This window comes from Dyadobacter sp. HNCC25DJ185, from assembly GCF_056895195.1.
In genome coordinates this window covers 440,151-465,201 of record NZ_JBXHAR010000006.1, presented here as the reverse complement: position 1 = coordinate 465,201, position 25,051 = coordinate 440,151, and the positions used below count along the sequence as shown (strand labels likewise).

At 45.7% G+C, this 25,051-nt stretch carries 21 protein-coding genes; 8 read left to right on the top strand and 13 right to left on the bottom strand.

Going from position 1 to position 25,051, the window contains the following annotated elements; all coding sequences use genetic code 11:
* Window positions 1-80: 80 nt before the first annotated feature.
* Entirely contained in the window at window positions 81-1,067 is a 987-nt protein-coding gene (locus tag AC1XUF_RS19550; protein ID WP_483343508.1) for an N-acetylmuramoyl-L-alanine amidase family protein, read from the top strand.
* Between the two features lie 225 nt (window positions 1,068-1,292).
* Here the strand turns inward: AC1XUF_RS19550 and AC1XUF_RS19545 are convergent, their stop codons facing one another.
* Window positions 1,293-2,141, bottom strand: a complete 849-nt coding sequence (locus AC1XUF_RS19545; protein WP_483343507.1) for a TIGR01459 family HAD-type hydrolase — start codon at window positions 2,139-2,141, stop codon at window positions 1,293-1,295.
* Window positions 2,142-2,193: 52 nt separating this feature from the next.
* The gene (locus AC1XUF_RS19540) at window positions 2,194-3,234 is read right to left on the bottom strand and encodes an aminoglycoside phosphotransferase/kinase family protein (RefSeq protein ID WP_483343506.1); all 1,041 of its coding nucleotides are present in this window, start codon (window positions 3,232-3,234) and stop codon (window positions 2,194-2,196) included.
* 115 nt (window positions 3,235-3,349) lie between these two features.
* Here AC1XUF_RS19540 and AC1XUF_RS19535 point away from each other — a divergent pair, with 115 nt between their 5' ends.
* Entirely contained in the window at window positions 3,350-4,327 is a 978-nt protein-coding gene (locus AC1XUF_RS19535; RefSeq protein ID WP_483343505.1) for a 1-acyl-sn-glycerol-3-phosphate acyltransferase, read from the top strand.
* Window positions 4,328-4,329: 2 nt separating this feature from the next.
* Here AC1XUF_RS19535 and AC1XUF_RS19530 read toward each other — a convergent pair whose 3' ends face one another.
* A complete protein-coding gene (locus AC1XUF_RS19530) occupies window positions 4,330-5,385 on the bottom strand; it encodes a VOC family protein (protein ID WP_483343504.1) in 1,056 nt (351 codons plus the stop codon).
* Window positions 5,386-5,671: 286 nt separating this feature from the next.
* Between AC1XUF_RS19530 and aroB the strand changes: the two genes are divergently transcribed.
* Both aroB and AC1XUF_RS19520 read left to right on the top strand, forming a co-directional pair.
* The gene (aroB, locus tag AC1XUF_RS19525; protein ID WP_483343503.1) at window positions 5,672-6,706 is read left to right on the top strand and encodes a 3-dehydroquinate synthase; all 1,035 of its coding nucleotides are present in this window, start codon (window positions 5,672-5,674) and stop codon (window positions 6,704-6,706) included.
* Between the two features lie 88 nt (window positions 6,707-6,794).
* Window positions 6,795-7,370 carry a DUF4136 domain-containing protein gene (locus AC1XUF_RS19520; protein ID WP_483343502.1) on the top strand — a complete coding sequence of 192 codons (576 nt, stop codon included), beginning with the start codon at window positions 6,795-6,797 and terminating at the stop codon, window positions 7,368-7,370.
* Between the two features lie 62 nt (window positions 7,371-7,432).
* Here the strand turns inward: AC1XUF_RS19520 and mraY are convergent, their stop codons facing one another.
* The 5 genes from mraY to rsmH all read right to left on the bottom strand — a co-directional run bounded on the left by mraY (window position 7,433) and on the right by rsmH (window position 13,724).
* Window positions 7,433-8,644 (bottom strand): phospho-N-acetylmuramoyl-pentapeptide-transferase, encoded by a 1,212-nt coding sequence (mraY, locus tag AC1XUF_RS19515; RefSeq protein ID WP_483343501.1) that lies wholly within the window; start codon window positions 8,642-8,644, stop codon window positions 7,433-7,435.
* A 71-nt stretch (window positions 8,645-8,715) separates the two neighbouring features.
* Complete coding sequence (locus AC1XUF_RS19510; RefSeq protein WP_483343500.1) at window positions 8,716-10,197, bottom strand: UDP-N-acetylmuramoyl-L-alanyl-D-glutamate--2,6-diaminopimelate ligase; 1,482 nt, start codon at window positions 10,195-10,197, stop codon at window positions 8,716-8,718.
* Between the two features lie 8 nt (window positions 10,198-10,205).
* A complete protein-coding gene (locus AC1XUF_RS19505; RefSeq protein ID WP_483343499.1) occupies window positions 10,206-12,350 on the bottom strand; it encodes a penicillin-binding protein in 2,145 nt (714 codons plus the stop codon).
* 6 nt (window positions 12,351-12,356) lie between these two features.
* Window positions 12,357-12,773 (bottom strand): FtsL-like putative cell division protein, encoded by a 417-nt coding sequence (locus AC1XUF_RS19500; RefSeq protein WP_483343498.1) that lies wholly within the window; start codon window positions 12,771-12,773, stop codon window positions 12,357-12,359.
* 33 nt (window positions 12,774-12,806) lie between these two features.
* A complete protein-coding gene (gene rsmH / locus AC1XUF_RS19495; RefSeq protein ID WP_483343497.1) occupies window positions 12,807-13,724 on the bottom strand; it encodes a 16S rRNA (cytosine(1402)-N(4))-methyltransferase RsmH in 918 nt (305 codons plus the stop codon).
* Between the two features lie 139 nt (window positions 13,725-13,863).
* Between rsmH and AC1XUF_RS19490 the strand changes: the two genes are divergently transcribed.
* The 4 genes from AC1XUF_RS19490 to AC1XUF_RS19475 all read left to right on the top strand — a co-directional run bounded on the left by AC1XUF_RS19490 (window position 13,864) and on the right by AC1XUF_RS19475 (window position 18,766).
* Complete coding sequence (locus AC1XUF_RS19490) at window positions 13,864-15,108, top strand: peroxiredoxin family protein (RefSeq protein ID WP_483343496.1); 1,245 nt, start codon at window positions 13,864-13,866, stop codon at window positions 15,106-15,108.
* A gap of 139 nt (window positions 15,109-15,247) precedes the next feature.
* A complete protein-coding gene (locus AC1XUF_RS19485) occupies window positions 15,248-15,721 on the top strand; it encodes a MarR family winged helix-turn-helix transcriptional regulator (protein WP_483343495.1) in 474 nt (157 codons plus the stop codon).
* Window positions 15,722-15,739: 18 nt separating this feature from the next.
* A complete protein-coding gene (locus AC1XUF_RS19480; protein ID WP_483343494.1) occupies window positions 15,740-18,145 on the top strand; it encodes a 3-hydroxyacyl-CoA dehydrogenase/enoyl-CoA hydratase family protein in 2,406 nt (801 codons plus the stop codon).
* A gap of 174 nt (window positions 18,146-18,319) precedes the next feature.
* Window positions 18,320-18,766 (top strand): RrF2 family transcriptional regulator, encoded by a 447-nt coding sequence (locus tag AC1XUF_RS19475; protein WP_483343493.1) that lies wholly within the window; start codon window positions 18,320-18,322, stop codon window positions 18,764-18,766.
* On the opposite strand, the gene AC1XUF_RS19470 is transcribed toward AC1XUF_RS19475, so the two are convergent.
* From AC1XUF_RS19470 to AC1XUF_RS19450, 5 genes are all read right to left on the bottom strand, one after another.
* Window positions 18,758-20,374 carry a hypothetical protein gene (locus AC1XUF_RS19470; RefSeq protein WP_483343492.1) on the bottom strand — a complete coding sequence of 539 codons (1,617 nt, stop codon included), beginning with the start codon at window positions 20,372-20,374 and terminating at the stop codon, window positions 18,758-18,760. The two genes, AC1XUF_RS19475 and AC1XUF_RS19470, sit on opposite strands and share 9 nt — an antisense overlap.
* Window positions 20,375-20,378: 4 nt before the next feature.
* On the bottom strand, window positions 20,379-21,326 hold the full coding sequence (locus tag AC1XUF_RS19465; protein WP_483343491.1) for a glycosyltransferase: 948 nt from the start codon (window positions 21,324-21,326) through the stop codon (window positions 20,379-20,381).
* Window positions 21,327-21,381: 55 nt separating this feature from the next.
* A complete protein-coding gene (locus AC1XUF_RS19460) occupies window positions 21,382-22,458 on the bottom strand; it encodes an NAD-dependent epimerase/dehydratase family protein (RefSeq protein WP_483343490.1) in 1,077 nt (358 codons plus the stop codon).
* 240 nt (window positions 22,459-22,698) lie between these two features.
* On the bottom strand, window positions 22,699-22,953 hold the full coding sequence (locus tag AC1XUF_RS19455) for a hypothetical protein (RefSeq protein ID WP_483343489.1): 255 nt from the start codon (window positions 22,951-22,953) through the stop codon (window positions 22,699-22,701).
* 77 nt (window positions 22,954-23,030) lie between these two features.
* Window positions 23,031-24,764: a M3 family oligoendopeptidase gene (locus AC1XUF_RS19450; protein WP_483343488.1), complete on the bottom strand. Its 1,734-nt coding sequence runs from the start codon at window positions 24,762-24,764 to the stop codon at window positions 23,031-23,033.
* Window positions 24,765-25,051: the final 287 nt, after the last annotated feature.

Genomic DNA, 25,051 nt, shown 5'->3' with positions numbered 1-25,051 from the left:
TGCAGAAATAAATCAATGCCAGGGTAATGCTTGGCCGTCCCCGCAATGCTGCCTATTTTATACCGAAATTGAGAATCACGATGAACAAAATCTATTCTATATTATTCTTGCTCCTGAGTTTTGGCACGTCCGGACAGCATGTGCTTTTGAAAGGAAAGGTTATTTGCATAGACCCCGGACATGGAGGTACTGCTGCCACAGATAGTTACCGGGTTGGGCCGTCCGGCGAGCGGGAGGAATGGATTAATCTCCGGGTGGGGTTAATGCTTCAGAAAATGCTTGAAGCAAGAGGCGCCAAAGTAGTTATGACCAGAACGGAGGATAAGTTCGTACCTCTGCCTGATCGCGCCAAGCTCGCAGTAGATAACAAAGCCGACCTCTTTGTTTCGATCCACCATAATGCGACAGCCGACTCCTCTGTTAATTTTCCGATCATCTATTTTCACGGGAATATCTCTGAAAATAAGGCGAGTGTAGATTTTGGTAGAAACCTTGCTGCCCGCTTGCTGGAATACCTTCACCATAATGGGTCTCCTTTTTCGCTGGTATCTGACTTCACCATTTTTGCGGAGGCGGGGGCATCGGTGCTGCGCAATACTTATGGGATCCCTGCTGTACTGGCAGAGGCTTCGTTTTTTACCAATGCAAAGGAGGAACGAAACCTAAAAACAGAAACCCATAACAGGAATGAAGCAATGGCCTATACGCTGGCTATAGAAGCATTTTTCAGAAAACCAATTGAAAAAATTGAGGCTAAAAATTCCAGAGTGCCGGTTATTCCCGTGTTCAAGGTATTTCAGGAGGCGGAGCGCATGACGCCTATCGCGAAAAGGTGGAAACAGGATTTTGATGAAGCGAATAAGTTGATGGCAAAAAATGATACTGCATCATTAAGGCAGGCTTACGATCTTTTCACCCGCTCCGCGCGCTCATTTCCAGATTCTTATGTCGCCGCTAAATGTCACCAAAACAGGGCGAAAATTTTAGAAAAATGCGGAAAGACGCAGGAAGCGGCCCAGGAATCACAACGCTCGGCCGAATACTATTTCAAACTTTCGGAAAAGTGAGATCACGGATACGAATCTGATGGTTCAATTTGAAGACCATTGTCAGATCCGGCTCAATGAATTACGTATCGTAGGCAGATAATAATACACTGATGCGATAAGTCAGACGAGAATGGTTCAACGACATGGTCTCTTCCAGCAGCGTTTCAATTTCAGTAATTTCAATTGCACGTGAGTCCATAATCATCGTGTTTTAACACATATAAAACAATTGGCTATTCCTGGCTACTCAACAACCGCCGAGACGCAGATGTAAGTCGGGATGATCCCCGTTGCCCTGATCCTTACTTCGGCATCTTCTGCCTGGGTATTACCTGTTAAGACCAGCGCGGTATCCAGGCCAAACTTGTTTCCCCCTAAAATGTCGGTATGTAACGTATCGCCAACCATCAGGATGTCTCTCTTGCTGACATTCGGATAGTTTTTAATATGCTGGTAGGCAAAAATGAACATCTGGGGATCAGGTTTGCCAAAACGTATGAACTGCCGCCCGATGGTATCTTCGATCATCTTGGCCAAAGCGCCTACTGCAATAGAAAGCCGGCTTTTGGAAGCGGGATAGGTTTTATCGGTATTGGCGACAATGACCGGGATATTCCGCTTGCGCAACAGGTTGAGTGTTTTAGTGAGGTCCGTATTCCAGTCAAACCCTTCGTCATCCAGAAACACCAACGCATTGATATTACTCACATCATTGAGATCAAGCTCCCGGATGGAAAGTGTTTTTATTTCGGCAGTTTCGATATAATGGGCCGAATTGTCCGTTCCCAGATAGGCAACAACCCCGTTTCTTACCTTCAGGTCAAGATATTCGCGTGCCAGCATGCCTGACGACACGATACGGTCGGGTGTTACATCATCAATGCCAAGTTTTACATAACTCTGGGCAAGTTCTTCCGGGCCTCTCGACGCATCATTGGTTACCACATAAAAATCTTTTCCCTGTTCCCTCAGGTAGGCAAAAGTATTTTCAATGCCTGGAATCAGACCATTATAAGTTTTTAGGACACCAAAAGCGTCGAAGAAAATAACATCATATTTGGAGATAACCGACTTAAAATTGTCAAGAATCATGTAGCAGGGAGTTGGTGTCGCGGGAGTGAATGTAAGTTAAAACAGACAATTTCTAGATTTTCAAGATCCGAAGGATCTTTTCAGCGTCGAAACCGTCGATGGACGGAAAATATAGCTCGTAAGCTTCCTTTTGTAATTTGGTGCAATAGGATCTGTGAAAGAAGTATTTGCCGTACTTGATAACATAATTGAGGATAAAGAAGCGATAAGCTTCTTTCATAAACCTTACTTCTCTTTCTGTCAGCGGGTATACTTTATGGTATTCTTGCAAAAAGATCATAAACCGGTCTTCCATCAGCGGGCTCATCAGATAACTAAAAACCGTACGATCTCCTACATTGGAAACCACCCGGCTGAAAAAATAGAAATCCATGATACGCGAAGAAACCCTGAACCAGTCATAATCCCATCTCGAGAATAATTTCATATCGTCGGTAACAGAAAAGTTGCCGATATTCCAATCCACAAATACCGGCATTCTATCGAATGAGCTGACATTCAGTCGCTGAATATTTTTCATGAAGATGTCACACTGCTTTTTCAGAATGTGGATATATCCGCGGTGCTCGTATTTACCGGTGTCACTTTCCAATATTTCGAGCAAATGCTGGATGTCGGTGCGAAGGTTCTTCGAAGACTTTGGAATGGCTTTGCTTGCTCTGAAACACGCCTGATGAAATTTAGCGGCCTCCGTTCCAAGTTTTCGGATCTGGTCCTCAGTGAGCCGTCGCGGCAAGCGGTTCATTGCACGGATCGGATTGTAGAAGACCACCCAGGTATCGACAAAATCCTCCTGGTACCGGTAAGTATAAACCTGGTTATTCTTGACCAGTGATTTGGCCAGTACATTTTCAAAGGGGTATAACAAATTGTTGGATAAGGCCTGGATAATCCGGTGGTCTTCCTTAAAATGTTCATATTTGCCAAAATAGGAAAGCTTGGAAATCACCGTGTCGTCATTGTCCAGCGTTACCCTGAAAACGTGATTGGTTGACACTTTGGCGCTGATGTCTTCCACAAACTTTACTCCGATCGAATTATCAAAACCAGCCCATGCATGGCGGATAATTTCAGGATAGTCTTTTAAACGCATTGCGGATTGTCATTAGGTTTCCAGCATGTTGATGCTTGCTCCGGAGAGTTTTGAAGATTCAAAGGTAGCATAAAAAAATAATCCCATAATTTTGTAAAAACTTACCTCTTGTACTTTGTTTTACCTTTTCTCTCGTTTCCTGATCCGGCTGGCACTGCCGATTTATTTAAGAAGGCTTTGTATCACCGGGGAAAAGAAACTCCCACAGCAACTACCGCTGCTTTTCGCCTCCAATCATTCTGATTCATTTTTTGATGCATTGGTCATAGGCTCCGTATTACAAAAGCCCATGCACACCCTCGCCAGAGGAGATGTTTTCAAAAATCCCAAAGTCGCTTTCTGGCTGCGGCAAATCAACCTGATCCCGGTTTTCAGGGGTTCCGAAGGTCGACAATATGTTAAAAATCTGGATGTTACTGCTGACGAAAGCCATCGTGCATTGAAAAAGGGATCCCCGGTACTTGTTTTTTCGGAGGGGATTTGCGTCAATGAGTGGAGACTGAGACCATTGGGGAAGGGAACTGCCAGAATGGCCTATCAGACCTGGTTTGGGGAGGATGCCCTGCCTGAAATGAAGGTAATTCCGACGGGCGTCAACTACGAACACTTCCGTGGCTTCGGAAAGCGGGTTTCGCTCAAATTCGGAGACCCGATAAGTCAGTCGGATATCGCGACAAACCCCCAGGACTACGAAAAATGGCTGCGGGAATTCAACGAGATTTTGACCAGAAAAATGGACAATGAGATTTTGACCATCCCGGCAGACTTACCCAAAGCAGAACAGCTTCAAATGTTGAACGCTTTTTTTGAAGATTGTCCCGGTCCGGGTAAAGGAAATGTTTTACTCCGGGCAATTGGAGTAATCGGTCGGATGATCCATCAGCCCATCCATTCATTTTTTGTAAAAAAAGCGGCCATACTTACCGCCAGGACCGTATTTTACGACTCCGTTTTATTTGGGTTGCTGGTTTATCTCTATCCGGTCATTGTCGGACTGCTTTCTGTTATCCTGGGGGTTTTTGCGGGCTGGTCAGCCGGATTAGGGTTATTTATCGGACTACCACTGCTGGCTTGGGTGGGGAGTAAGTATTAGTTTTAATCCTTCACCCGGTTCAAACTCATCGTTTTCAACATCCAATCCGGCAACGGTTTCTGATTTTTTCGTTTCTGAATATTCAGGAACCAACCTATTTTTTTCAATACCGGTACCTTGTGGGTTTCAACGAGTTCGATCAAAGTACCGTCCGGGTCTTCCAGGTAGGCAAAGCGACCGGCAGCGGACTCCATGCCGAAAGAGCTTTCACTATCGATTGTGAACGGATAACCTTGAGACTGCAGTTTGGTTTTGAGCGAGTTCATATCCAGCGTATCAAAGCACAAATGGATATAACCGCAATCTCCCCAAAAGCGGTTTTCGAATATCTTTTTAGGCGCCCTGTCCAAAGCCTGTATGAGCTCAATCTGAATGTCTCCCAGTAGCTTACTGAATGCACCGTCGGGCGTAAAGCTTTTTCGAAGCAGCATTCGTCTGAACTTCTGGCCCGGAATGGACGCGGGAATATCATCGAATGTACCTGTCAGATCGTAAACCACTTCCAGTGGCCGCAACAGGTTTTCATAAAAAATAACAGACTGGTCGATATCGGAAACCCCAATCACGACACCGGCAACACCTCCGACTGGTTTTCCTGTTTTCTGAAACCAGGAATGATCACTGGTAATCTGAAACGTATTTCCGTAAGGATCATTTCCCCAGAAACCTTCGCCTTCGGGCAACTTAACCAACGGCCCTACCGCGTCTTTCGATTTACTTTTGACCCATTCATGCGCCTTTTTAACGTCCGGAGCTTTGAAGCGTATAGCATTGATTCCCAGGTCGCCAGGTTCGATTTTGAAGTTTGCCGGTTGGGAAGTCCTGCTGGTAAATGACCAGATTTCAAGTCCGCCCCCTCCTGCCATATTGATCGCAAGTACCGCGTGCCTTTGCTGGACTTGGCCGCCAGTATAGGGAGTCATAAGCGGCGCTTCCGCTTTTTCGTCGAAGACGGGGACGTCAAAGCCCAATACTTGCCGGTACCATTTCCAGGCATCAGGGACATTTTGAACACCAATTCCTACTTGTTGAATTCCTGAAATCAGCGGAGCACTCATTCGTTGAGACTATTATTTTAATTTAGTAAAGTAACGGGGGCAATTAGAAACGACAATTTTACGAAATAAAATGAAAACCAGTTATCGTGTAACGGAGTTGAGAAGGAAATGGGAGTGTGGAAAAATTTCTTGGGATACAAAACGTAATTGTTTATTTGGTAAACATAATAATTCCTATCTTTAAAATAGATTTCCAGAATATTCTTTCAAAAAGAAGGAAGTCAACGCATCCATTTGGATGCTCTCATCGTAAGTGTGGTGAGCTTGTCTCAATTCAGGTTTCAGAATGAATCAGTCTGTGGTTATTGCACCGATAAGCGAAAGCTTGCCGGGATTTTTAAGTTCTTTTCAATATTCGAAAATAGTGGTAATAGCGGATAACAATACAAAAAAGCATTGTTATCCAACGTTAAAGGCGGTTTTGCCCAAACATAGTATCGTAACCGTTACGCCGGGGGAGTCGCACAAGACACTGGCAACCTGCGAAAAAATTTGGGATGCGCTCACAAAGGAAGAGTTAGACCGGCACGCGCTGGTCATTAATATGGGAGGTGGGGTTATCGGCGATATGGGCGGGTTTTGCGCGGCAGTCTACAAACGTGGAATAGATTTTATACAAGTTCCAACGACGTTACTTTCTCAGGTTGATGCAAGTGTGGGTGGCAAGCTGGGGATTGACTTTCAGGGTTTTAAAAATCACTTAGGTGTTTTTAACATCCCAAAAAGCGTATTGATCGATCCGGTATTTTTGAAGACCTTGCCGGAACGGGAGCTGCGCTCAGGATTTGCGGAAGTGATCAAGCATTGTCTGATTGCCGATCAAAGTAAATGGGAGGAAATACGGCACCAGGATTTTGAAAAACTCAACTGGCAGGATCTGATCGGTCATTCAGTTAAAATCAAACAGCGGGTGGTCGACGAGGACCCGACTGAGAAGGGACTCAGGAAAATCCTGAATTTTGGGCATACATTGGGTCACGCGGTGGAAACCTGTTTTTTGAACAAAGCAGCTAACCAGCGTCTCTATCATGGAGAGGCTATTGCGGTGGGAATGATCATGGAGAGTTACCTGTCATTCGAAAGAAAAATGATAGACCGGCAGACACTAACCGATATTGAAGAATTTTTGTTTGCCACTTATGGCAAGGTTGATATAACGCCTGAGGATGTTGAACAGATCATTTCATTGACACGCCAGGACAAGAAGAATAAAGGAAAAGAAGTAAGGTTCTCATTGCTGAACGGAGCAGGGCAATGTGCTTATGATATCGTAGTATCTGCTTCGGAAATGCGTAAATCAATAGCTTATTATTTGGGATAGTTGTACCGGGACGTCAGTTTTAAGCTATTGTAGGTTACAGTGTATTCATACATTCTGATATATTTTTATTCATAACCTGACAAATTAAATGCTTATGCTGAGGTCTATTTTAACTTATTCCGCTGTACTATTGGTAACTATAATTGCGGGCTGCTCAAGTGGTAGAAAAGTGTTTGTGGAGCATGATTATAGCTACGAAACCAACTTTAAAGATTACTCTTCGTATACGTTTCTGGAATGTGAGAGAGATACCAATAATCTTTGCACCGAAATTTATGAAGCGATCCGTCGTCAGATGCAGGTGAGGGGATATAAGCTCACCGCCGACAAGCCTACATTACTTGTAAATTACGGGATCTTCTATGATAACCTCCGCTATCAGGGTTATATGCAGCCGGTTATCAAAAATTGGGTTGATACGGAAAATGACGGATTCCGCTATGAGCCGATTAAATACGCACTAGATAAGGGAACGTTAATTGTTTCCCTGATCGACGCAGAGAGTGACCAGGTTGTGTGGAGAGGATACGCTTCCGGTATTTTTAAAGGCGTTGAAAATTCAAATAACCACTATCGCAGCGTAGTAAGGCGTATTTTTGACCAATATCCCTTGTTTGCGAAGGGGTACGATCCAAGGAGGTACAGCGAACAGGTTGGAAGGTAATACTGCCGCCGCCTTGAAAATAACATTGTCACCCTGAGCGAAGTCGAAGGGTGACAATCATTCTATCTCAATTTCAGCGTAGCCAGCGTCAAAATCGCCAGGATAATCCCTACGATCCAAAAGCGCGTTACAATTTTCGATTCGTGGATGCCCTTTTTCTGATAGTGATGGTGTAGGGGCGACATCAGAAAGATCCTTCTCCCTTCTCCGTATTTATTCTTCGTGTATTTAAAATAGCTGACTTGCAGGATGACCGAGAGGTTTTCGGCTATGAAAATTCCGCACATGATTGGGATCAGCCATTCTTTGCGTATGGCCAGCGCCACCACCGCAATAACCCCCCCGAGCATCAAACTTCCGGTGTCGCCCATAAAAACCTGGGCTGGATAGGCATTGTACCATAAAAACCCGACACAGGCCCCAATGAATGCTGCACAAAAAATAACCAACTCCCCGGAATTGGGGATATACATAATGTTGAGATACTGAGAGAACTTGGTATTACCCGACAAGTACGCCAGAACACCCAGCGTCAGCGCAATAATGCCGGAAACACCCGCAGCGAGCCCATCGATTCCGTCCGTAATATTTGCTCCATTGGAAATCGCCGTGATGATAAATATGGCCACGATGGTATAGATGATCCAAGTGTATTCTTCGGGTAATCCGAAAAGCAGCGCCTTATAGTCAAATTCATTGTTTTTCGTGAATGGGATGGTCGTAACGGTCGGATGGATGATATCTCGGTAACGCTGGATTTCACCCAGATTGGAACTTAGCAAAGGCTTGTCGTAAATCCGTATCCTGACATTGTCGTTGAAAGAAAGGGTTACGCCTACGATTAATCCCAAACCTACCTGGCCCACAATTTTAAATCTGCCGTGGAGACCATCTTTGTTGTTTTTAAACTTCTTGAGATAATCATCCAGGAACCCGATCATGCCGGTCCAGATGGCGGTGATGATCAGAAGGACAATGTATACGTTACTTAGCTTTGCGAAGAGAAGTACAGGGATCAGAAGTGACGCCAGAATAATAAAGCCGCCCATGGTAGGTGTTCCCGCTTTTTCCATTTGACCGGCCAAACCCAGATCGCGGATAGATTCACCCATTTGCTTTCTCCTCAGAAAATTGATGATCGTTTTCCCGTAAGTGGCAGCAATGAATAAGGACAAAACAGTAGAGCCCAATGCCCGGAACGAGATATACTGAAAAACCCCGGCACCGGGGACATTGAAATTCTTGTCCAGATATTCGAATAAATAATAGAGCATGTAAGACCTTATTGGGGTGACGGCTGCAAAGTTGGTTTTTTTCAGAGATTACGCAAAAGACGTGACGACTTTTAATTGGAATGTCGCATTTCAAATACCTCCATTAAAACTTCTTTATCGTCAAAGTGATGTTTTACCCCTTTAATGTCCTGATAATTTTCATGTCCCTTTCCCGCGATCAGGATAATATCCCCGGCTTCTGCTTCAAGCCCTGCTTTGAAAATGGCTTCGCGCCTATCGGCAATGACCTTGGTTTTTTTGTAATCCAGGGGGGGGACCCCTTTCTGCATTTGTTCGAGGATATCCAAAGGGTCTTCGAAACGGGGGTTATCCGAAGTAAGTATGACCTGGTTGCTGTATTTACATGCAATTGCTGCCATTTTCGGCCTTTTTCCGGCATCGCGGTTTCCGCCGCAACCCACCAGCGTAATGACCTTTTCATTTCCGCTCCGCAAATGATTGATCGTTTCCAGTACATTCTCCAGGGCGTCGGGCGTATGTGCGTAATCGACAATGCCTACGATATGGTCTGAGGAATGAAACTGCTCGAACCTGCCGGGAGGGCTTTTCAGATTGGACAGTTCGGTCAGTACCGCATCGGCTTTCTCGCCAAGCAACAATGCAGCGCCATAAACCGAAAGCAGGTTGTAAGCATTAAACCGTCCAATAACCCTGAACCAAACCTCCTGCTGATTGATCTCCATGTGCATGCCCGCCAAGGTATCCGAGATTATTTTCCCTTTGAATGTGGCCAGCGTCTGAAGTGAGTAGGTTTCTATTTTAGCGTTGGTATTCTGCACCATAACAGCGCCCCGGCGGTCGTCCACGTTGACCAGCGCAAAGGCCGATTTGGGAAGGGCGTCGAAAAAGCCTTTTTTGGCTTTGACATAATTGTCAAATGTCTTGTGGAAATCCAGGTGATCGTGGGTAATATTGGTAAAAATCCCTCCTGCAAACTTCAACCCGGTAATGCGGTGCTGGGCTACTGCATGCGAGCTTACCTCCATGAAAACATGGCTGCAATTCTTCGCCAGCATTTGAGCCAGGAGCTGATTCAGTGCAATGGAGTCAGGGGTAGTGTGGGTTGAAGCAATAACCTCGTCTTCGATCTGATTTTGCACGGTAGAAAGGAGGCCGCAACGGTAACCTAATGCCCTGAACAGCTGGAAAAGAAAAGTGGCTACAGAAGTTTTCCCGTTTGTACCTGTTACGCCCACTAGAGTCAGGCTTCTGGAAGGATGACCATAGAATGCGGAGGCGATGTAACCCATTGCTTCTGCGGAATCGGGAACCTGAATGTAAGTGATGCCGGTGGTCGTCTTTTCCGGCAGCTCTTCACAAAGAATTGCCGCAGCCCCCAGGTCTGTTGCGGTTTTAATGTATTGGTGACCATCGGTTTGTGTTCCTCTTAGCGCAACGAACAAACTTCCTGGCAGGATTTTTCTCGAATCCAGAATGATACTTTTTATGACAATGTCCGTGGAGCCAAATAGCGCTGCATCCTTCACTTCTTCCAGCAGACTTGCCAGGGTTTTTTCTTGATTGATTTCCATAAATGGAATTACTGTAATGTTAAAAGGATCTTTTTTGCGCCAGTTTCATTATTACCGGGCGGTATCGATTGTTCCACCACTTTACCTGAGCCACGGAAAGTAACCTGGAAACCTTTGTTTTCAAGAATGTACAATGCATCGCGCATCGCCATTCCCTGCAGATTAGGCACGTCGCGCAGGCTTACATTGCGTGATTGCCAGTTTGTTTTTCCCTTTTTATAAAGCGAAGCAGCAGCATATTCGGTTTCTTCGGGAACCGCAGTAAGCTTTAATTCTTGGCTGATGATCTGCAGGTCGGAAGTCTTACCGGCCCATTTCACATCTTTGGCATCCTCGGGAATAGTGTCCTGCACCGGTTTTTGAATGGCTACATCGTAGGCATAAATTCTATCGGCGACCTTCTTGAATACAGGCGCTGCCACGCTTCCTGCGTACCGTGTGTAATCTGCGCCCGAGCTTTTCGGATTGTCGATAATGACGATACAACTATATTTCGGTTTATCAGCCGGAAAGTATCCTGCAAAGGAAGTATAGTTTTTGCCTTCCGTGTAAACGCCATTGATCAGTTTTCGGGCAGTTCCGGTTTTTCCGGCGATCTGATAGTAGTTGCTCTTGATATGTTTGGCCAGACCGCTGTTCACAACGCCTTCCAGCATTTTCTTTACTTTTTTAATTGTTTCGGGAGAGCAAATAGGCTTATCCTCCACGTATGGCGGTATTTTATCTTCTACCCCTTCTGCATTCCTTATTTCCTTCACGATCATCGGCCGTACCCAATAGCCGTCATTTGCAACGGCATTATACAATGCGAGGGTTTGCAATGGGGTCATTTGCATTTCGTAACCATGTGCCATAAAATAAAGCGAATAACCGCTCCAATGTTTGGATGTGCGGTCGCGGATCACGGGCGGCTTTTCTCCCTTCATGTGGATTCCTGTAGGGGAGGTGAGGTGGAACTGTTTGAGGTAAGAAAGATATTTGTCGGGCTTGTTGGCAAAATACTTGAGCATGAGCTTTACAATGCCAATATTGGATGACTTCTCGAGCACTTCCGAAACGGTGATATTTCCGAATCCGCCCCTGTGCGCATCTTTGATCATGTGATTTCGAAATGGAAACGCGCCGGTACCGGTATTTACCATGACCTTGTCGGGGTCTATATGCGTCTCTTCGAGCAAAGCCATCATGGTTGCCAGCTTAAAAGTCGATCCGGGATCATTGCTGCCCGCCAGGGCATAATTGAAATCTTCGATGTACTGATTTTCCCCTCGCTTGGTAAGGTTAGCCATTGCTCTGATTTCCCCGGTTTTCACTTCCATGATGATCACGGAGCCGAAATCAGCGTCCATTTCCATCAATTTTTCACGCAATGCCATCTCCGCCATATCCTGGTAATTCATATCCAGGGTAGTATAAATATCGCGGCCAGCCTCTGGCTGCACATTCAACGCGTCGCCCACCGGTATTTTGATCCCGCTTTCAACCATTTCCACCCAGCCAATTCCCGATTTACCTTCAAGCTTCTTATCAAAGCTGGCTTCAAGCCCGATATAGCCTCTTCCGCTTTTTGCATCAATGCCGCCAATGGTCCTGTCGGCCATCGGACTGAAAGGCTTATAGCGTTTGTAAATGGTTTCAAATTTGCCGCCCCCGCCTTTCCGGCTTTTGGCAAAAAAAGGCCATTTCTTGATTTTTTCGCGGTCCAGATGGCTTATCTCTTTGCTTTTGAGCCTCAGGTAGCGTTTGCTTTTGCTTACTCTGTAACTGATGATTTTCCTGCGATATCCCGCTTCGGTGTTCTCATGAAAACTACGAGCAAGCAGTGATGCCAACTCGTCCACATGATCGTAGAAATAGGCAGAGTCGGATGTTTTTGTGTCCAGTCCGATGAAATAATAGGGAAGTGACGTGGCCAGCAGACTATTGTCATTGGAATAAATATTACCGCGCATCGCCGGGATCGTATCCAGCTTCAGGTCATTTTTGACGGAGTATTCGGCCCAGGTTTTGCCTTTGAATTTATCGTAGTACTGTACCCGGATCAATTTTGCAAAGACCAGGACAGCCAGTAAAAAAAGCATCCAACCGACAGTCCTGGCGCGGGCGATCAGGGCTTTCTTGTTGTTTTGACCACTCTCGATTTCGTTCTTCATGATGGGCTAGTCTTCTTCTTCGTCCTTGACATGGATTTTTTTGGGAGGGGCCAGATTCTCTTCCAGTCCTTCGGATTTCACCTTTTCGATCACGACCGACTGCTTCCGGCTTTTCATATATTCCGAATGGATTGAGGTATATTCTGCACGGAGGTCATCCACTTCTTTTTTGAGCTTAATGCTGTTTCGTACATATTGCTCAGATTGGAACCCGATCCGTTCATAAGCAACCAGCAAGATCACAATCCAGCCGAAGTAATAGAAGTATTTGACCGGCAGACGCTCTTCCTGGCCCGGCAGGTTTTCGCCGAAAACGCGGTCCAATGGGAGGAATTTATTCAGCCAGTTGAATAAATGATATTCCCTTTTGCGTTTGGGAGGTTTTGGAGGAATGGGTTTGGGTCTTCGCTTATTTTCCGCCATACTTTTGGTCATTTATTTTCATGTGTGTTCTGGCTATATTTTTTCGGCAACCCGCAGTTTAGCGCTTCTCGCCCTTGGATTGGCTGCCACCTCTTCGGATGTGGCTTCCACCGGCTTCCGGGTGATGCTTCTCATGGGTTTGATCTCATTGCCATAAAAGTCTTTTTCTACTTCACCGTAAAACTTCCCTTTTTGGATGAAATTCTTCACCAGGCGGTCTTCCAGTGAATGATAAGACATCACCACCAGTCTGCCACCGACTTCCAATACCTCGGGAGCTTGCGTCAAAAACTCTTCCAATACACTGAGCTCATCATTGACCTCAATCCTCAGGGCCTGAAAAACCTGCGCGAAATATTTGTTCTCGCGGTGTTTCGGGGCATAGCGCATCAAGATATCTTTCAGCTCGTTCACCGTTTCAATCTGCGAATTGTGCCGGGCAGAGAAAATGGCCTCTGCGGCAGTCTTCGCATTGATCACTTCACCATACATGCCCAATATCCGCTGTAGTTCTCCCGATGATCTGGTATTGATCACTTCCCGGGCTGTTTTTTCGCTTGCAGGGTTCATCCTCATGTCCAGGTCTGCATCGAAACGTGTGGAAAAGCCCCTCTCAGGTGTGTTGATCTGGTGCGACGAAACGCCGAGGTCGGCCAGGATACCATTTACTTTTGAAGCCTTATGTAATTTCAGGTAACGTTTCAAATGCCTGAAATTGGCGGCGATAAATGTAAATCTTGAATCGTTTTTGAATTCTTCTGCATTGGCTGCGGCGTCCGGGTCCTGATCGAATACCAATAACCTGCCGGTTGTCAGTTTATCCAGGATCGCCCTCGAATGTCCGCCGCCGCCGAAGGTAACATCCACATATATGCCGTCGGGTTGTATCTGAAGTCCTTCAAGGCACTCCTGCAGCATCACAGGCTCATGGTAAGTACTTTGTGGATCCATCTGTTAAAAACAATGTAGCAGGAACTTATTTTTGCCGGGAGGCAGTTACAAACTTAGCAATTTTAATGCGTAGGAATCACCGGTAATAAAGTATTTAATTTTCTCGCTACATTAACGTATCCATGCTAATTCACTGTTTATGAGATTAATTATTTCTGCTGCGGCAACCCTGTTTTGTTTAATTCAAATGGGTTGTAAATCGTCGACCGAAACCACATTGAAAAATGGGATATGGCGTGCAACACTGAGCCGGGACCATCAGGAACTCCCTCTTCTTCTTGACATTTCAAAAAATCCGGACGGCAAAACCTATACCGTTTTCGCCCTGAACGGGGCCGAAAAACTGAAGCTTGATTCAGCCTATTTTGAAAACGATTCTATTGTTATCCCTATGCAGCTTTTTGATGCAAAAATTGTGGCAAAGGCTGAGCCGGAAGCGATGAAGGGGGTGTATTACCGCATTGCAAACGGAGTGGTAGCCGGTGCACTGCCATTTGAAGCAAAAGCAGGCGATCACTATAAGTTCTTTAAAGAAGGGGAGGCGAAGACAACCAATAATGTGACAGGCAAATGGATGACTTACTTTATAGATGACAAAGGCGATTCTACCCAGGCGGTTGGTAATTTTGAGCAGACAGGGACGGACGTTACAGGGTCGTTTCTTACATCCACCGGAGATTATCGGTTTCTGACGGGCAGCGTCAACGGGGACAGCCTTTACTTATCCACATTCGACGGCTCCAATGCCAAGCTTTTCAAAGCTGCGGTGCTGAAAAACGGCTTGCTGAAAGGGCAACTATGGTCGGGTGTGAAAGCATACAAAACCTGGGAGGCGCGGCTAGATCCGAATGCTGCGCTGCCAGATGCGGCAAAACTCACCTTTTTGAAACCAGGCTTTGAAACGGTGGACTTTACCTTCCCGGATTCTGATGGAAAAATATGGTCAATGAAAGACCCGAAATTCAAGGGTAAGGCAGTGGTGATCCAGATCATGGGCTCTTGGTGCCCCAACTGTATGGACGAAACCAATTTCATGGCACCCTGGTATCGGAAGAACAAGGACCGCGGGGTAGAAATGATTGGCCTTTCATTCGAGCGTTCGGATAAGCCTGAAATCGCGAATCCGAAGATCAAAAGAATGATCGACCGTTTTGATATCGATTATCCCATCTTGCTGGCAGGGACCAACACCGACGAAGCCACCGCAAAAGCATTACCCATGCTCAACAAGGTGATGTCTTATCCCACCACCATTTTTATAGACAGAAAAGGAAAAGTCCGCGAGATACATACCGGCTTTTCGGGTCCTGGGACTGGCAAGTATTATGATGAATTCGTTTCTGATTTTAACAGCTTAATGGATAAGCTGATCAGCGAGAAATAAGTATCTTCTTTCAGCGCATCGTCGAGGAACCCGGCGATGCGTTTTTTTTGCCCGGAAAATGGTATGCTTGCATAATATTGGTGCGTTTTCTTACATTTGTGCCTAAGCCATTTTTGAAAATACATGGGTTTTTGAAGCGATGCGAAAGGAAAAAACGATTGATTTCCAGATAAAATGGGCCTGGCATTCGATATCGAGAATGTACAACGCCTATGCAGCTCGTTTCGACACTACCATGGCAGTGGGCTATGTCCTGCTGAATATTGACATAGAAAACGGTACTCCTGCGACCAAAATCGCCCCCTTATTGGGCATGGAACCCAGAAGCCTGGTCCGGATGCTTAAAAACCTGGAAGAACGCGGCCTGATCAAACGGGAGGTCAGTGAAAGCGACAAACGTTTTGTAAGGATCGTATTAACCGAACTGGGAAAGGAAAAGCGGGAGCTGGCGCGCGAAGGAGTCATTTCTTTTAATACCATGATCAGGGACAAAATTCCTCTGGACAAGCTGGTTACTTTTTTTGAAGTGATCAAGGATATCAACAGGCTTGTAGAAGAAGAAAACCAGAAATTGAAGGCCGGCGATATCGGCGATGTGGAAGAAGAATTCTAGAAACCAAAACTTTTAAAAATGAATCGTTCAATCCGTAAAGTTGCTGTTTTGGGCTCAGGAATCATGGGGTCGAGGATAGCTTGCCATTTTGCCAATATCGGCGTAGAAGTTTTGTTGCTCGATATTGTCCCGAAAGAACTTTCAGAAGCGGAAAAAGCAAAGGGCATTTCAACTGAACATCCGGCCTTTCGCAACCGGATTGTCAATGATTCATTTCAGCAGACTTTAAAGGCAACGCCAGCCTCACTTTACAGCCCTGCATTTGCATCAAGGATCAAATTGGGGAATTTTGACGATAACCTGGCGGATATCAAAAACTATGATTGGGTGATCGAAGTCGTGGTGGAAAGGCTGGATATTAAACGGAGCCTTTATGAAAAAGTGGATGCATTGCGCAAACCCGGCACTCTGATCACTTCCAATACCTCCGGAATCCCGATCCATTTAATGGCCGAAGGGCGCAGCGAAGATTTCAGGAAAAATTTCTGCGGGACCCACTTTTTTAATCCGCCGAGATATCTCCGTCTGCTCGAAATCATTCCTACCGTCGAAACGGACAAAAGTGTAACCGATTTCCTGATGCATTACGGAGATCTCTTTTTGGGCAAAACAACCGTTTTGTGTAAGGATACCCCGGGCTTTATAGCCAATCGTCTTGGAATTTATGCATTGATACAAACCATCCGGGTGGCGGAAGAAATGGGCCTGTCCGTGGATGAAGTTGATAAATTGTCGGGCCCGGTTGCCGGGCGGCCCAAATCGGGTACCTACCGGCTCTCGGATGTGGTCGGTTTGGACACGACCGTTCATGTCGCCAGTAACTTATATGCCTCTGGAGAAGGTACCGACGAGTCGCGAGATGCATTTGCCCTGCCGCCGATTATGCAAACGCTGTTCGATAACAAATGGCTCGGGGACAAAAGCGGCCAGGGTTTTTACAAGAAGATCAAAGACGAAAAAGGTAAGTCGGTTATTCTTGCACTGGACTTCAAAACATTGGAATACAGGCCTTCTGAGAAAGTAAAGTTTGCAACCTTGGAAGGCACCAAAACGATTGGGGACGTTTGGAAGAGGTTCCCTGTATTGCTCGCTGGAGAGGATAAGGCAGGTGAATTCTATAGAAAAACATTCGCGGATGTGTTCAGATACGCCAGTTTCCGTATACCTGAAATCTCAGATGAAATCTTCAGGATAGACCAGGCAATTGCGGCAGGCTTTGGATGGCAATATGGCCTTTTTGAAACCTGGGATGCTATTGGCGTGAAGAACATGCTGAGTATCATGGAAAGCCTGAATCAGAACCCGGCTGCATGGGTTTATGAAATGGTTGATGCGGGGAATGAGTCTTTTTATAAAGTTGACAAGGGAGCGAGGTTATACTATGACATCCCTACCAAATCTTACAAGAAGATTCCCGGACAGGATAGCTTCATTTTGCTGAGTAACCTATCTGACAAAATTGTCTGGAAAAATGCAGGCGCGAACCTGTACGACTTGGGCGACGGCATCCTGAACCTGGAATTCAAATCGAAGATGAACACGATGGGTTCCGAGGTCATCGAAGGTATCCAGAAAAGTATCGGTATCGCAGAGAAAGATTTTCGTGGCCTGGTGATCGGAAATGAATCCAGTGAGGCATTTTCGGCCGGAGCGAACCTGGCAATGCTGTTTATGTACGCGATCGAGCAGGAGTTCGACGAGATTAATATGGTTATCGCTCAGTTCCAGCAGACCATGATGCGTGCCCGGTATTCCTCAATTCCGGTGGTTACTGCCCCTCATACGCTTGCATTGGGCGGGGGTTGTGAGCTTAACCTGCATGCGGATAAGGTAGTGGCGCATGCGGAAACTTATATTGGCTTGGTAGAATTTGGTGTTGGACTGATCCCGGCCGGGGGCGGAACGAAAGAAATGGCCCTCAGATGTTCGGATATGTACCAGGCAGGTGACCCGGAACTTAATATTCTTCAGACTGCCTTCATGAACATTGCCCAGGCCAAGGTCTCCACTTCCGCTCAGGAAGCCCGCGAAATGAATTATCTGCAGGATAAGGACCAGATTGTCCTCAACCGCTCAAGGCTGATTGCGGAAGCAAAACAGGCTGCGATGGAACTGGCAGATAATGGATATACCCAGCCCAAACAGCGGACAGATATCAAAGTCCAGGGAAAAACCGGCATAGCGCTTTTTATGGCGGGCATTGCGCAAATGCGCATTGCAAATTACATTTCGGACCATGACGCCAAAATCGCCAATAAGATGGCTTATGTGATCAATGGAGGCGATTTGAGCTATGCGCAAAACGTAACCGAACAATATCTGCTCGACCTGGAGCGTGAAGCATTTTTATCGCTCTGCGGAGAAAAGAAAACACTGGAAAGAATGCAGGGATTGCTCAATGGCGGAAAGCCGCCGAGGAATTAACATAGCACGCACTTTTTTGGTCCGGGGAATTATTGATAAGATATTTTATGTTTTGGAAATAATATGATTTTCCCGTAAAAGTTCGATATTTAGAATTAATCACCTGGAAAAGAGTCCGGAACGAATCCATTTTTACGCATACTAATTCCCCCCTAAAAGTACATTTGATCAACAATGATTTCAAAAAAAGCTAAATATGCCCTGAAGGCCTTAAAAGTTTTGGCGGAGCAGTACGGAAAAGGTCCTGTACTCATTTCCTATATTGCTGAAAAAGAGAAGATTCCGAAGAAATTTCTGGAGGCGATTTTATTGGACCTTCGAAATAACGGTGTGTTGCAAAGCCAAAAAGGTAAAGGTGGGGGCTATTTGTTGAGGGTACCTCCGGGTGAAGTTAATTTCTCGAAAGTGCTCCGGATTATTGACGGACCCATTGCACCAGCTCTCTGCGTTTCTATGTTTTTTTATGGGAGATGTGATGATTGCAAAGACGAGGAGTCCTGCAGCCTAAGGTTGGTACTCGAAAAATGGCGGGACGCAAACCTTGCCGTATTGGACAAAACGACCTTAAACGACTTACTGCAGGCAGAAGCTAGCATAGAAAGGACCGATATATTATCGTGATTCAGCCCGGTCTTTCCTGATATAAAGCCGGGTATCATCGAAGCTTCCGCCAAAAGTGTAGTTTTTAAGAATATATTGATACAACTCAGGGTAACTTTTGATGCCCTGAGTTGTTTTGTTTTGTACCCAGAAGCTGTTTTTCCCTACGGCATCCAACACGAATGCAGGCCTTGTCCTTTCCATATCACTCAGATATCGGCGGCGGTATACGTCCTGCATGGGGTGCCCGAATATAGAGCGTTCCGAATGATTTTCAGCAGTTCCCTGCGCGAGCTGCGCTTCTACGTAATAAGTGCATTGCCAACCCCAGACGACCATATAGTCGCCTTTTTTACTGAATTTTTTGAGTTCTGACACGACGGGGCTTTGGGCGAGCTGCGTGGCGTTCACAGAATAGAAATCGTTTAATTTTCGGGCTTTCACAAAGGAAAGCGCATCGTTACCACCAAACCAGATCAGGATAATAGCAGGAAACAGCATAGCCCACCTGCTCATTTTGCGCAAACCATATCCGGCCAGAAGCGCCCAAGGGAGGATGCAGAAATTGAGGTAATGTATAAAGTCGTTGCCTGATTTGGTTACCGCGTAAATACTTGAAAGGGAAAATAGCCAGATGATAACCGGTACGGCAAAGTCACCCTCTTTTTTTTGTATCGACTGAATAAATCGGATCATTCCGAACAATACTGGAATCAGGGCTGCTATTGTAAATATTTGAAAATCAGTTGTAAGCCCAACTATTTTTATGAACTTGCCTGGAATTCCGGCCAGACCGCTGCCGCCTGCATAGATTGCATTTCCCAAAATATAGAAGTCGACCAAATCTCTAAAAACACCAAACGCAAGCGTCCATACAAGAACCAGGACCGGGAAAGTCAGGCCTCCCAGTACCAGTAAAACCATTGGTGCAAAATCCCTGGTACGACGCAAATAAAGATAGCAAAACCAACCTGCCGCCAATGCAATAACCATCGCTTGAGGTACTGCCTGTAATTTAGCAAACGGAATAGTACCTGCCACAAAGCCAATACAGTAAGCGTTGGGCCTGAACCCCGCCTGAGTATCATTGAACCTTGAAAGCAGCCAGATATTCAGTGACAAAAGAAATACTGGAAGCTGCTCACTGGAATTGTGGACGAAATCAAGTTCCTGGGTAAAAGCAAGGAAGAGCAGAGGAAGAACAATTGTAAGCCGTGCCGTAGCGGTGCCGAACCAATTTTTTAAAGTAAAAAAAAGAAATAGTAGTGAACCGGTTGTACATAGCAGGCCCATCAATCTCCCGGAGGAATAATTGATCTGGAGGCCGAGAAATTTTGGAATAAGTAAAAGATAATTGTCAAGCGGGCCAATGGTCGTCCCATCAACCGAACGCCAGTAAACAGGATCCTGAAAGAGGGTGATGGCGTGACTGAGCATCTGGCTCTCGTCTACATTCAGTTCTCTGTTGAAGACGATCACCGGAAGCCGCATGAATGCCAGCAGCAGTATGCAGATGATCAGGTAAGCGAATGTAGGTATGCGCTTGTAATTACCCGATAAAACGACAATTCCAGCCAATATATAGCCCAAGAACCAGTATACCGTCGGGGAATTATCGAATGAAATCATACGGTCAGCTGAATGTCTCTACTTTTTCCACAAAATCGCGGTAGTGGACGGCTGGGATAAAATGTTGCTGCGAACGGTATTGCAAGACCATAAACACCAGAAAGAGGGAGATCAGGAACGACTGGACCATCAGGATTATCAATGTGCTGCCCAATGTCGACGCCCAGCCAGGGGTGGCGTTACCGGTCAGTTTGAGGAACAGGATGATGAAAATAAACAGAATCGCCAGGCCGGACATCATGATGGAAAAGATCAGAATCCTTACCGCGGTGGTATCCACCATTACTGATATAGCACTGAGTCCGTGCAATACCAGGGACACAAAGTTCATCTTGCTTTCACCAGCAAGACGTTTCGCACGGTTTGTTGAAACGGAATCGTATGGTATCCGGGATTTGATAATGCCTCCGGGGTAATTATTCCAGATCTCAGAAACACGCACGAGATTTTGCAGGCAGCTTTGCGGGATGAGGCTAAAATTTCCGAATGTGATCAGTTTGCCGGTCAGCAATTTGAAAACCAGTTTATAAATCTTATAAAATGACCGGAACATCAGGCTTTCTGTGCGTTTATTGCGCTCAGCGAAAATGATCTTGTCAGGCGCGGTCAGTGACTTGGCAGCAAGCTTGTTGATATCCGAGGGCGCATCTTCTCCGTCGGCATCCATGACAATAACCTTATCGGCAGGCAGATGTTCGGCTACGTAAGAAAGGCCGATTGCAATCGCTTTCTGGTGCCCAAGGTTTCTATATAAACTAAGAACCTTGATTTCCTGGCCGCCAAATGGGGCAAGTGGCTGGCCTCTTTTTTTGGATGAGCAGTCGTCAACAATCAGCAGGGTGGTGTTTTCTTTTATCGTCGCCTCAAGATCTGTATTGATCTTTTGAATCAGAAGGTTCAGCGCCTCCCAGTCATTAAATTGAGGAATGATGATAACAAAGCTTTCTGGCATGGAGAAAAGGTATAAGATCTCCGAAGTTATATATTTTCGGAGATCTTAAAATGATTTAAACCGTTTTTACTCCGAGCCGGGAGGAAATTCCGTCGTGGATCTGCGTAAGGGTTTCAACCAAGCCATATTCCCAATTCCAGGTGGGATAATGGGATTTAAATTTGGACAAATCGCTTACGTACCAGATATGGTCGCCGATGCGGTTTGTTTCGGAATAAGAGTAAGAAAGTTTGTTCCCCGTGATCTGCTCGCACAAAGCGATCGCTTCGAGCATAGAACAGTTGGCAAACCGCCCTCCGCCTGCATTGTAAACTTCGCCCGGACGTGGGTTTTGATAGAAATGCCAGAACATATTCACCAGATCGTGGCTGTGGATATTATCGCGGACCTGTTTTCCTTTGTAACCAAAGATCGTGTAGTGGTTACCGGTGATCGCGCATTTCATGAGGTAAGCCAGGAAGCCGTGCAGTTGTGCTCCTGAATGGTTGGGCCCGGTAAGGCAGCCGCCGCGGAAAACCGCAGTTTTCATCCCGAAGTAACGCCCGTATTCCTGTACCATGATGTCCGCCGCTACTTTAGAAGCACCGAAGATGGAATGTTTGGTATGGTCGATACTGTGACTTTCGTCGATACCATTGGCGAAATAAGGGTGGTTTTCATCGATTTCCCAGCGTGTTTCCAGCTCAACGAGGGGAAGATAGTTGGGGTTATCGCCATAAACCTTATTGGTTGAGGTAAATATAAATACAGCCTCAGGAGCGTGCAGGCGTGTCATTTCGAGCATGTTCAAAGTACCTACCGCATTTACGCCGAAATCTGTAAACGGTTCGCGGGCGGCCCAGTCGTGGCTTGGCTGCGCGGCTGCGTGAACGATCATTTTGATGTCGCTGCCATACTCCTTAAAAATGGGTTCAAGCTGGCTTGCTTCACGGATGTCGGCAGAATAATGTTTGTAGTTGCCAAACGCATCCTGAATTCTATTGCGGTTCCATTCCGTATTTCCGTCGGCACCGAAAAAATACTCCCTAAGATTGTTATCAACACCAATGACCAGATCAAATTTATCAGCTAAAAAAGCAACCGATTCACTTCCAATTAGTCCGGCTGAGCCGGTTACCAATGCTATATTCATGTTTTTGTGTACTTTAAATTGCGTGTTTTTTCCGGGAAACTTGGTTTTAACAAGTCTTGAATACGTAAAGTAAATTAAAAATGTTCAATTGTCACAACCGGGTTATTCAATGGATTCGGGCCAGGAGGATTATATGGCCACAGTGATATTGAAATTGTTCAATCAGGCAGAAACCATGTTGCAAAAAAAAGATATCCCCATCGGAATGAGGATATCTTTAGAATCTATGATAAAATAAGTTTATTGCTTTACAACCGCACTACTGGTTCCTCCGCCGTATAACTTTGCGCGGATATCATTCACACGTGCATCCAATTCGGGCTTGGGATCATACTTATAGGACATCTGGCGAGGTAAAGAATCAGGGCTGACGCCATATACGTACTGATTTCCTTTGTTCAAATCCTTCTGCTCAATGGTATTGTATTTCTGGTACTCACAAGAAGAAAGCAGAGCCACACCTGCAATAAACGCAACTATTTTATTGAATTTCATTTCTTTGATCGTTCATAGGATTGTGCACAAAAATAACCGCCAATTTCATAACCACCAAATCGTGGCCGGACGAAATCTTATTTTTTTAGCTCAGCCAGCTCATTGCGCACAAATTGCATCAGCTGAGTGATATTCTGTTCGGAAAAGTCAAAAGAAATATTGGCTGCCTGGTAAATTTCCCCGATTGTCGCGGTATAGCCTAGTTTCAATGCATCCAGATATCCCTTCAAACCGGCTGCCGGGTTTTCACGATAGTTTCTCCAGACGCCGATCGCACCCAATTGGGCAATTCCATATTCGATGTAGTAGAAAGGTACTTCGAAAATATGTAGCTGGCGCTGCCACACATATTTTTTGAAGTCTTCCAATCCAGCCCAGTCCATTACCGAATCAGTGAATTCTTCATAAATGCCAATCCACGCTTCCGTGCGTTGTTCTGCTGTATGGTCCGGATGCTCGTACATCCAATGCTGGAATTTATCAATCGTGGCGACCCAGGGAAGTGTCTCGATGATCGATTCCAGATGCTGGATCTTAGCCCTTTTCAGGTCGTCTTTATTTTCAAAGAATTCGTCCCAGAAATCCATGGTGATGAGCTCCATAGACATTGATGCCAGTTCCGCCACTTCGGCCGGCGTATGTCTGAACGAGTTCAAGGCAAGGTTCCGCGTCACCAGCGAGTGTACCGCATGCCCGCCTTCGTGTAACAGCGTAACGAGGTCGCGCAGGTTCGAAGTGGCATTCATAAAAATGAACGGCACGCCAATTTCGTCAAGAGGATAATTATAACCACCCGGCGCTTTTCCCTTCCTCGACTCGAGGTCCAAATGCTTCATGGTTTTCATAATGCGTAGGCAATCGCCTAGGAACGGGTCGAGGCGCGAGAAGCAGCGGATTGTCTTGTCCAGCAATTCTTCTCCGGTTTCAAAAGGCTTCAGTGGCGGAAGTCCCTGTGGATCCACCTTTGTATCCCAAGGGCGCAGCTGCGCTACATTCAATGCCTCTTTCCTGGCCGCTGCCATATCGTTCAGCAGAGGAACAACGGCTTTTTTGACAGAACCATGGAAATTGAAGCAATCCTGTGGTGTATAATCGAAGCGCCCCATCGCGGCGAACATATAATCGCGGTAGTTGCTGAAACCTGCATTTTTCCCAACCTGATCGCGCAAGGTAACCAACTTGTTGAGGAGTTCATTCAGCTTTTCGTGGTCTTCATACCTGCGGCCCGCAATAGCCCGCCACGCTTCTTCACGTATATTTCTGTCCGTAGATTGCAAACGGTCCGATGCTTTTTGAAGCGTCATTTCTTCGCCGTCCAGCGTAACCGTCATTGCTCCTGCAATGGCACCATACCGACGTTCCTCGGTCTGCATTTCGGTCATGAGCGGGATGTTCTCTTCGCGGAATATCTCGATCGCTTTCTTCATTCCACGCAAGGTAACGGCATATCCCGGCTCGGTCAGGGAATCCAGAAACGGATTTTCTACGATTTTTTTGTCGAGGGCATTGCCATATTCCGCCAGCTTGGGCTGAATTTCTGTAATAAAAAATTGCAATGCATTGATCAGTCCCTGGTTTGCGGTATCACAGGTCTGCCGGATATATCTCCATGCGAAATTCTCGGACAAATAGGATTCAATTTCGCTGCGGTCTGAAAACCACTGTCTTAGTTCTTCTTCGGAGTTGATCTCCCTGTTTTTCAGGTTTTCAAAAAAAGGCTCGACGTCTTCCCACTTTTTTAATTCAAACGCTTCGCCGATGAAAGATCTTTTGGATCGGGTTGGTATATCAATGGTTTCCTGGTCTGTCATTTTTGCTAAAAAATAATTGTCTGATAATTAATTTAAATCTTCCGTCTGATTAAAATGGTCTTGAACGGATTTTGTTACTGGTAACTGTTGTAAAATGGCCGAGAAAAGGCCCTTCATTTCTTCAGTTAATAATCTTACCAATATTTGAGATATTGCTTTTGTGTATTTAACATCAAATCGTAAAAATAGGACGCTCATGCCTGCAATGTGATGAGCAAAAGCCCATTCACCAAAATCTTCATCCTCAGTGAGAATGATCCCTGGAGGATTTCAGGACATGTTAATGC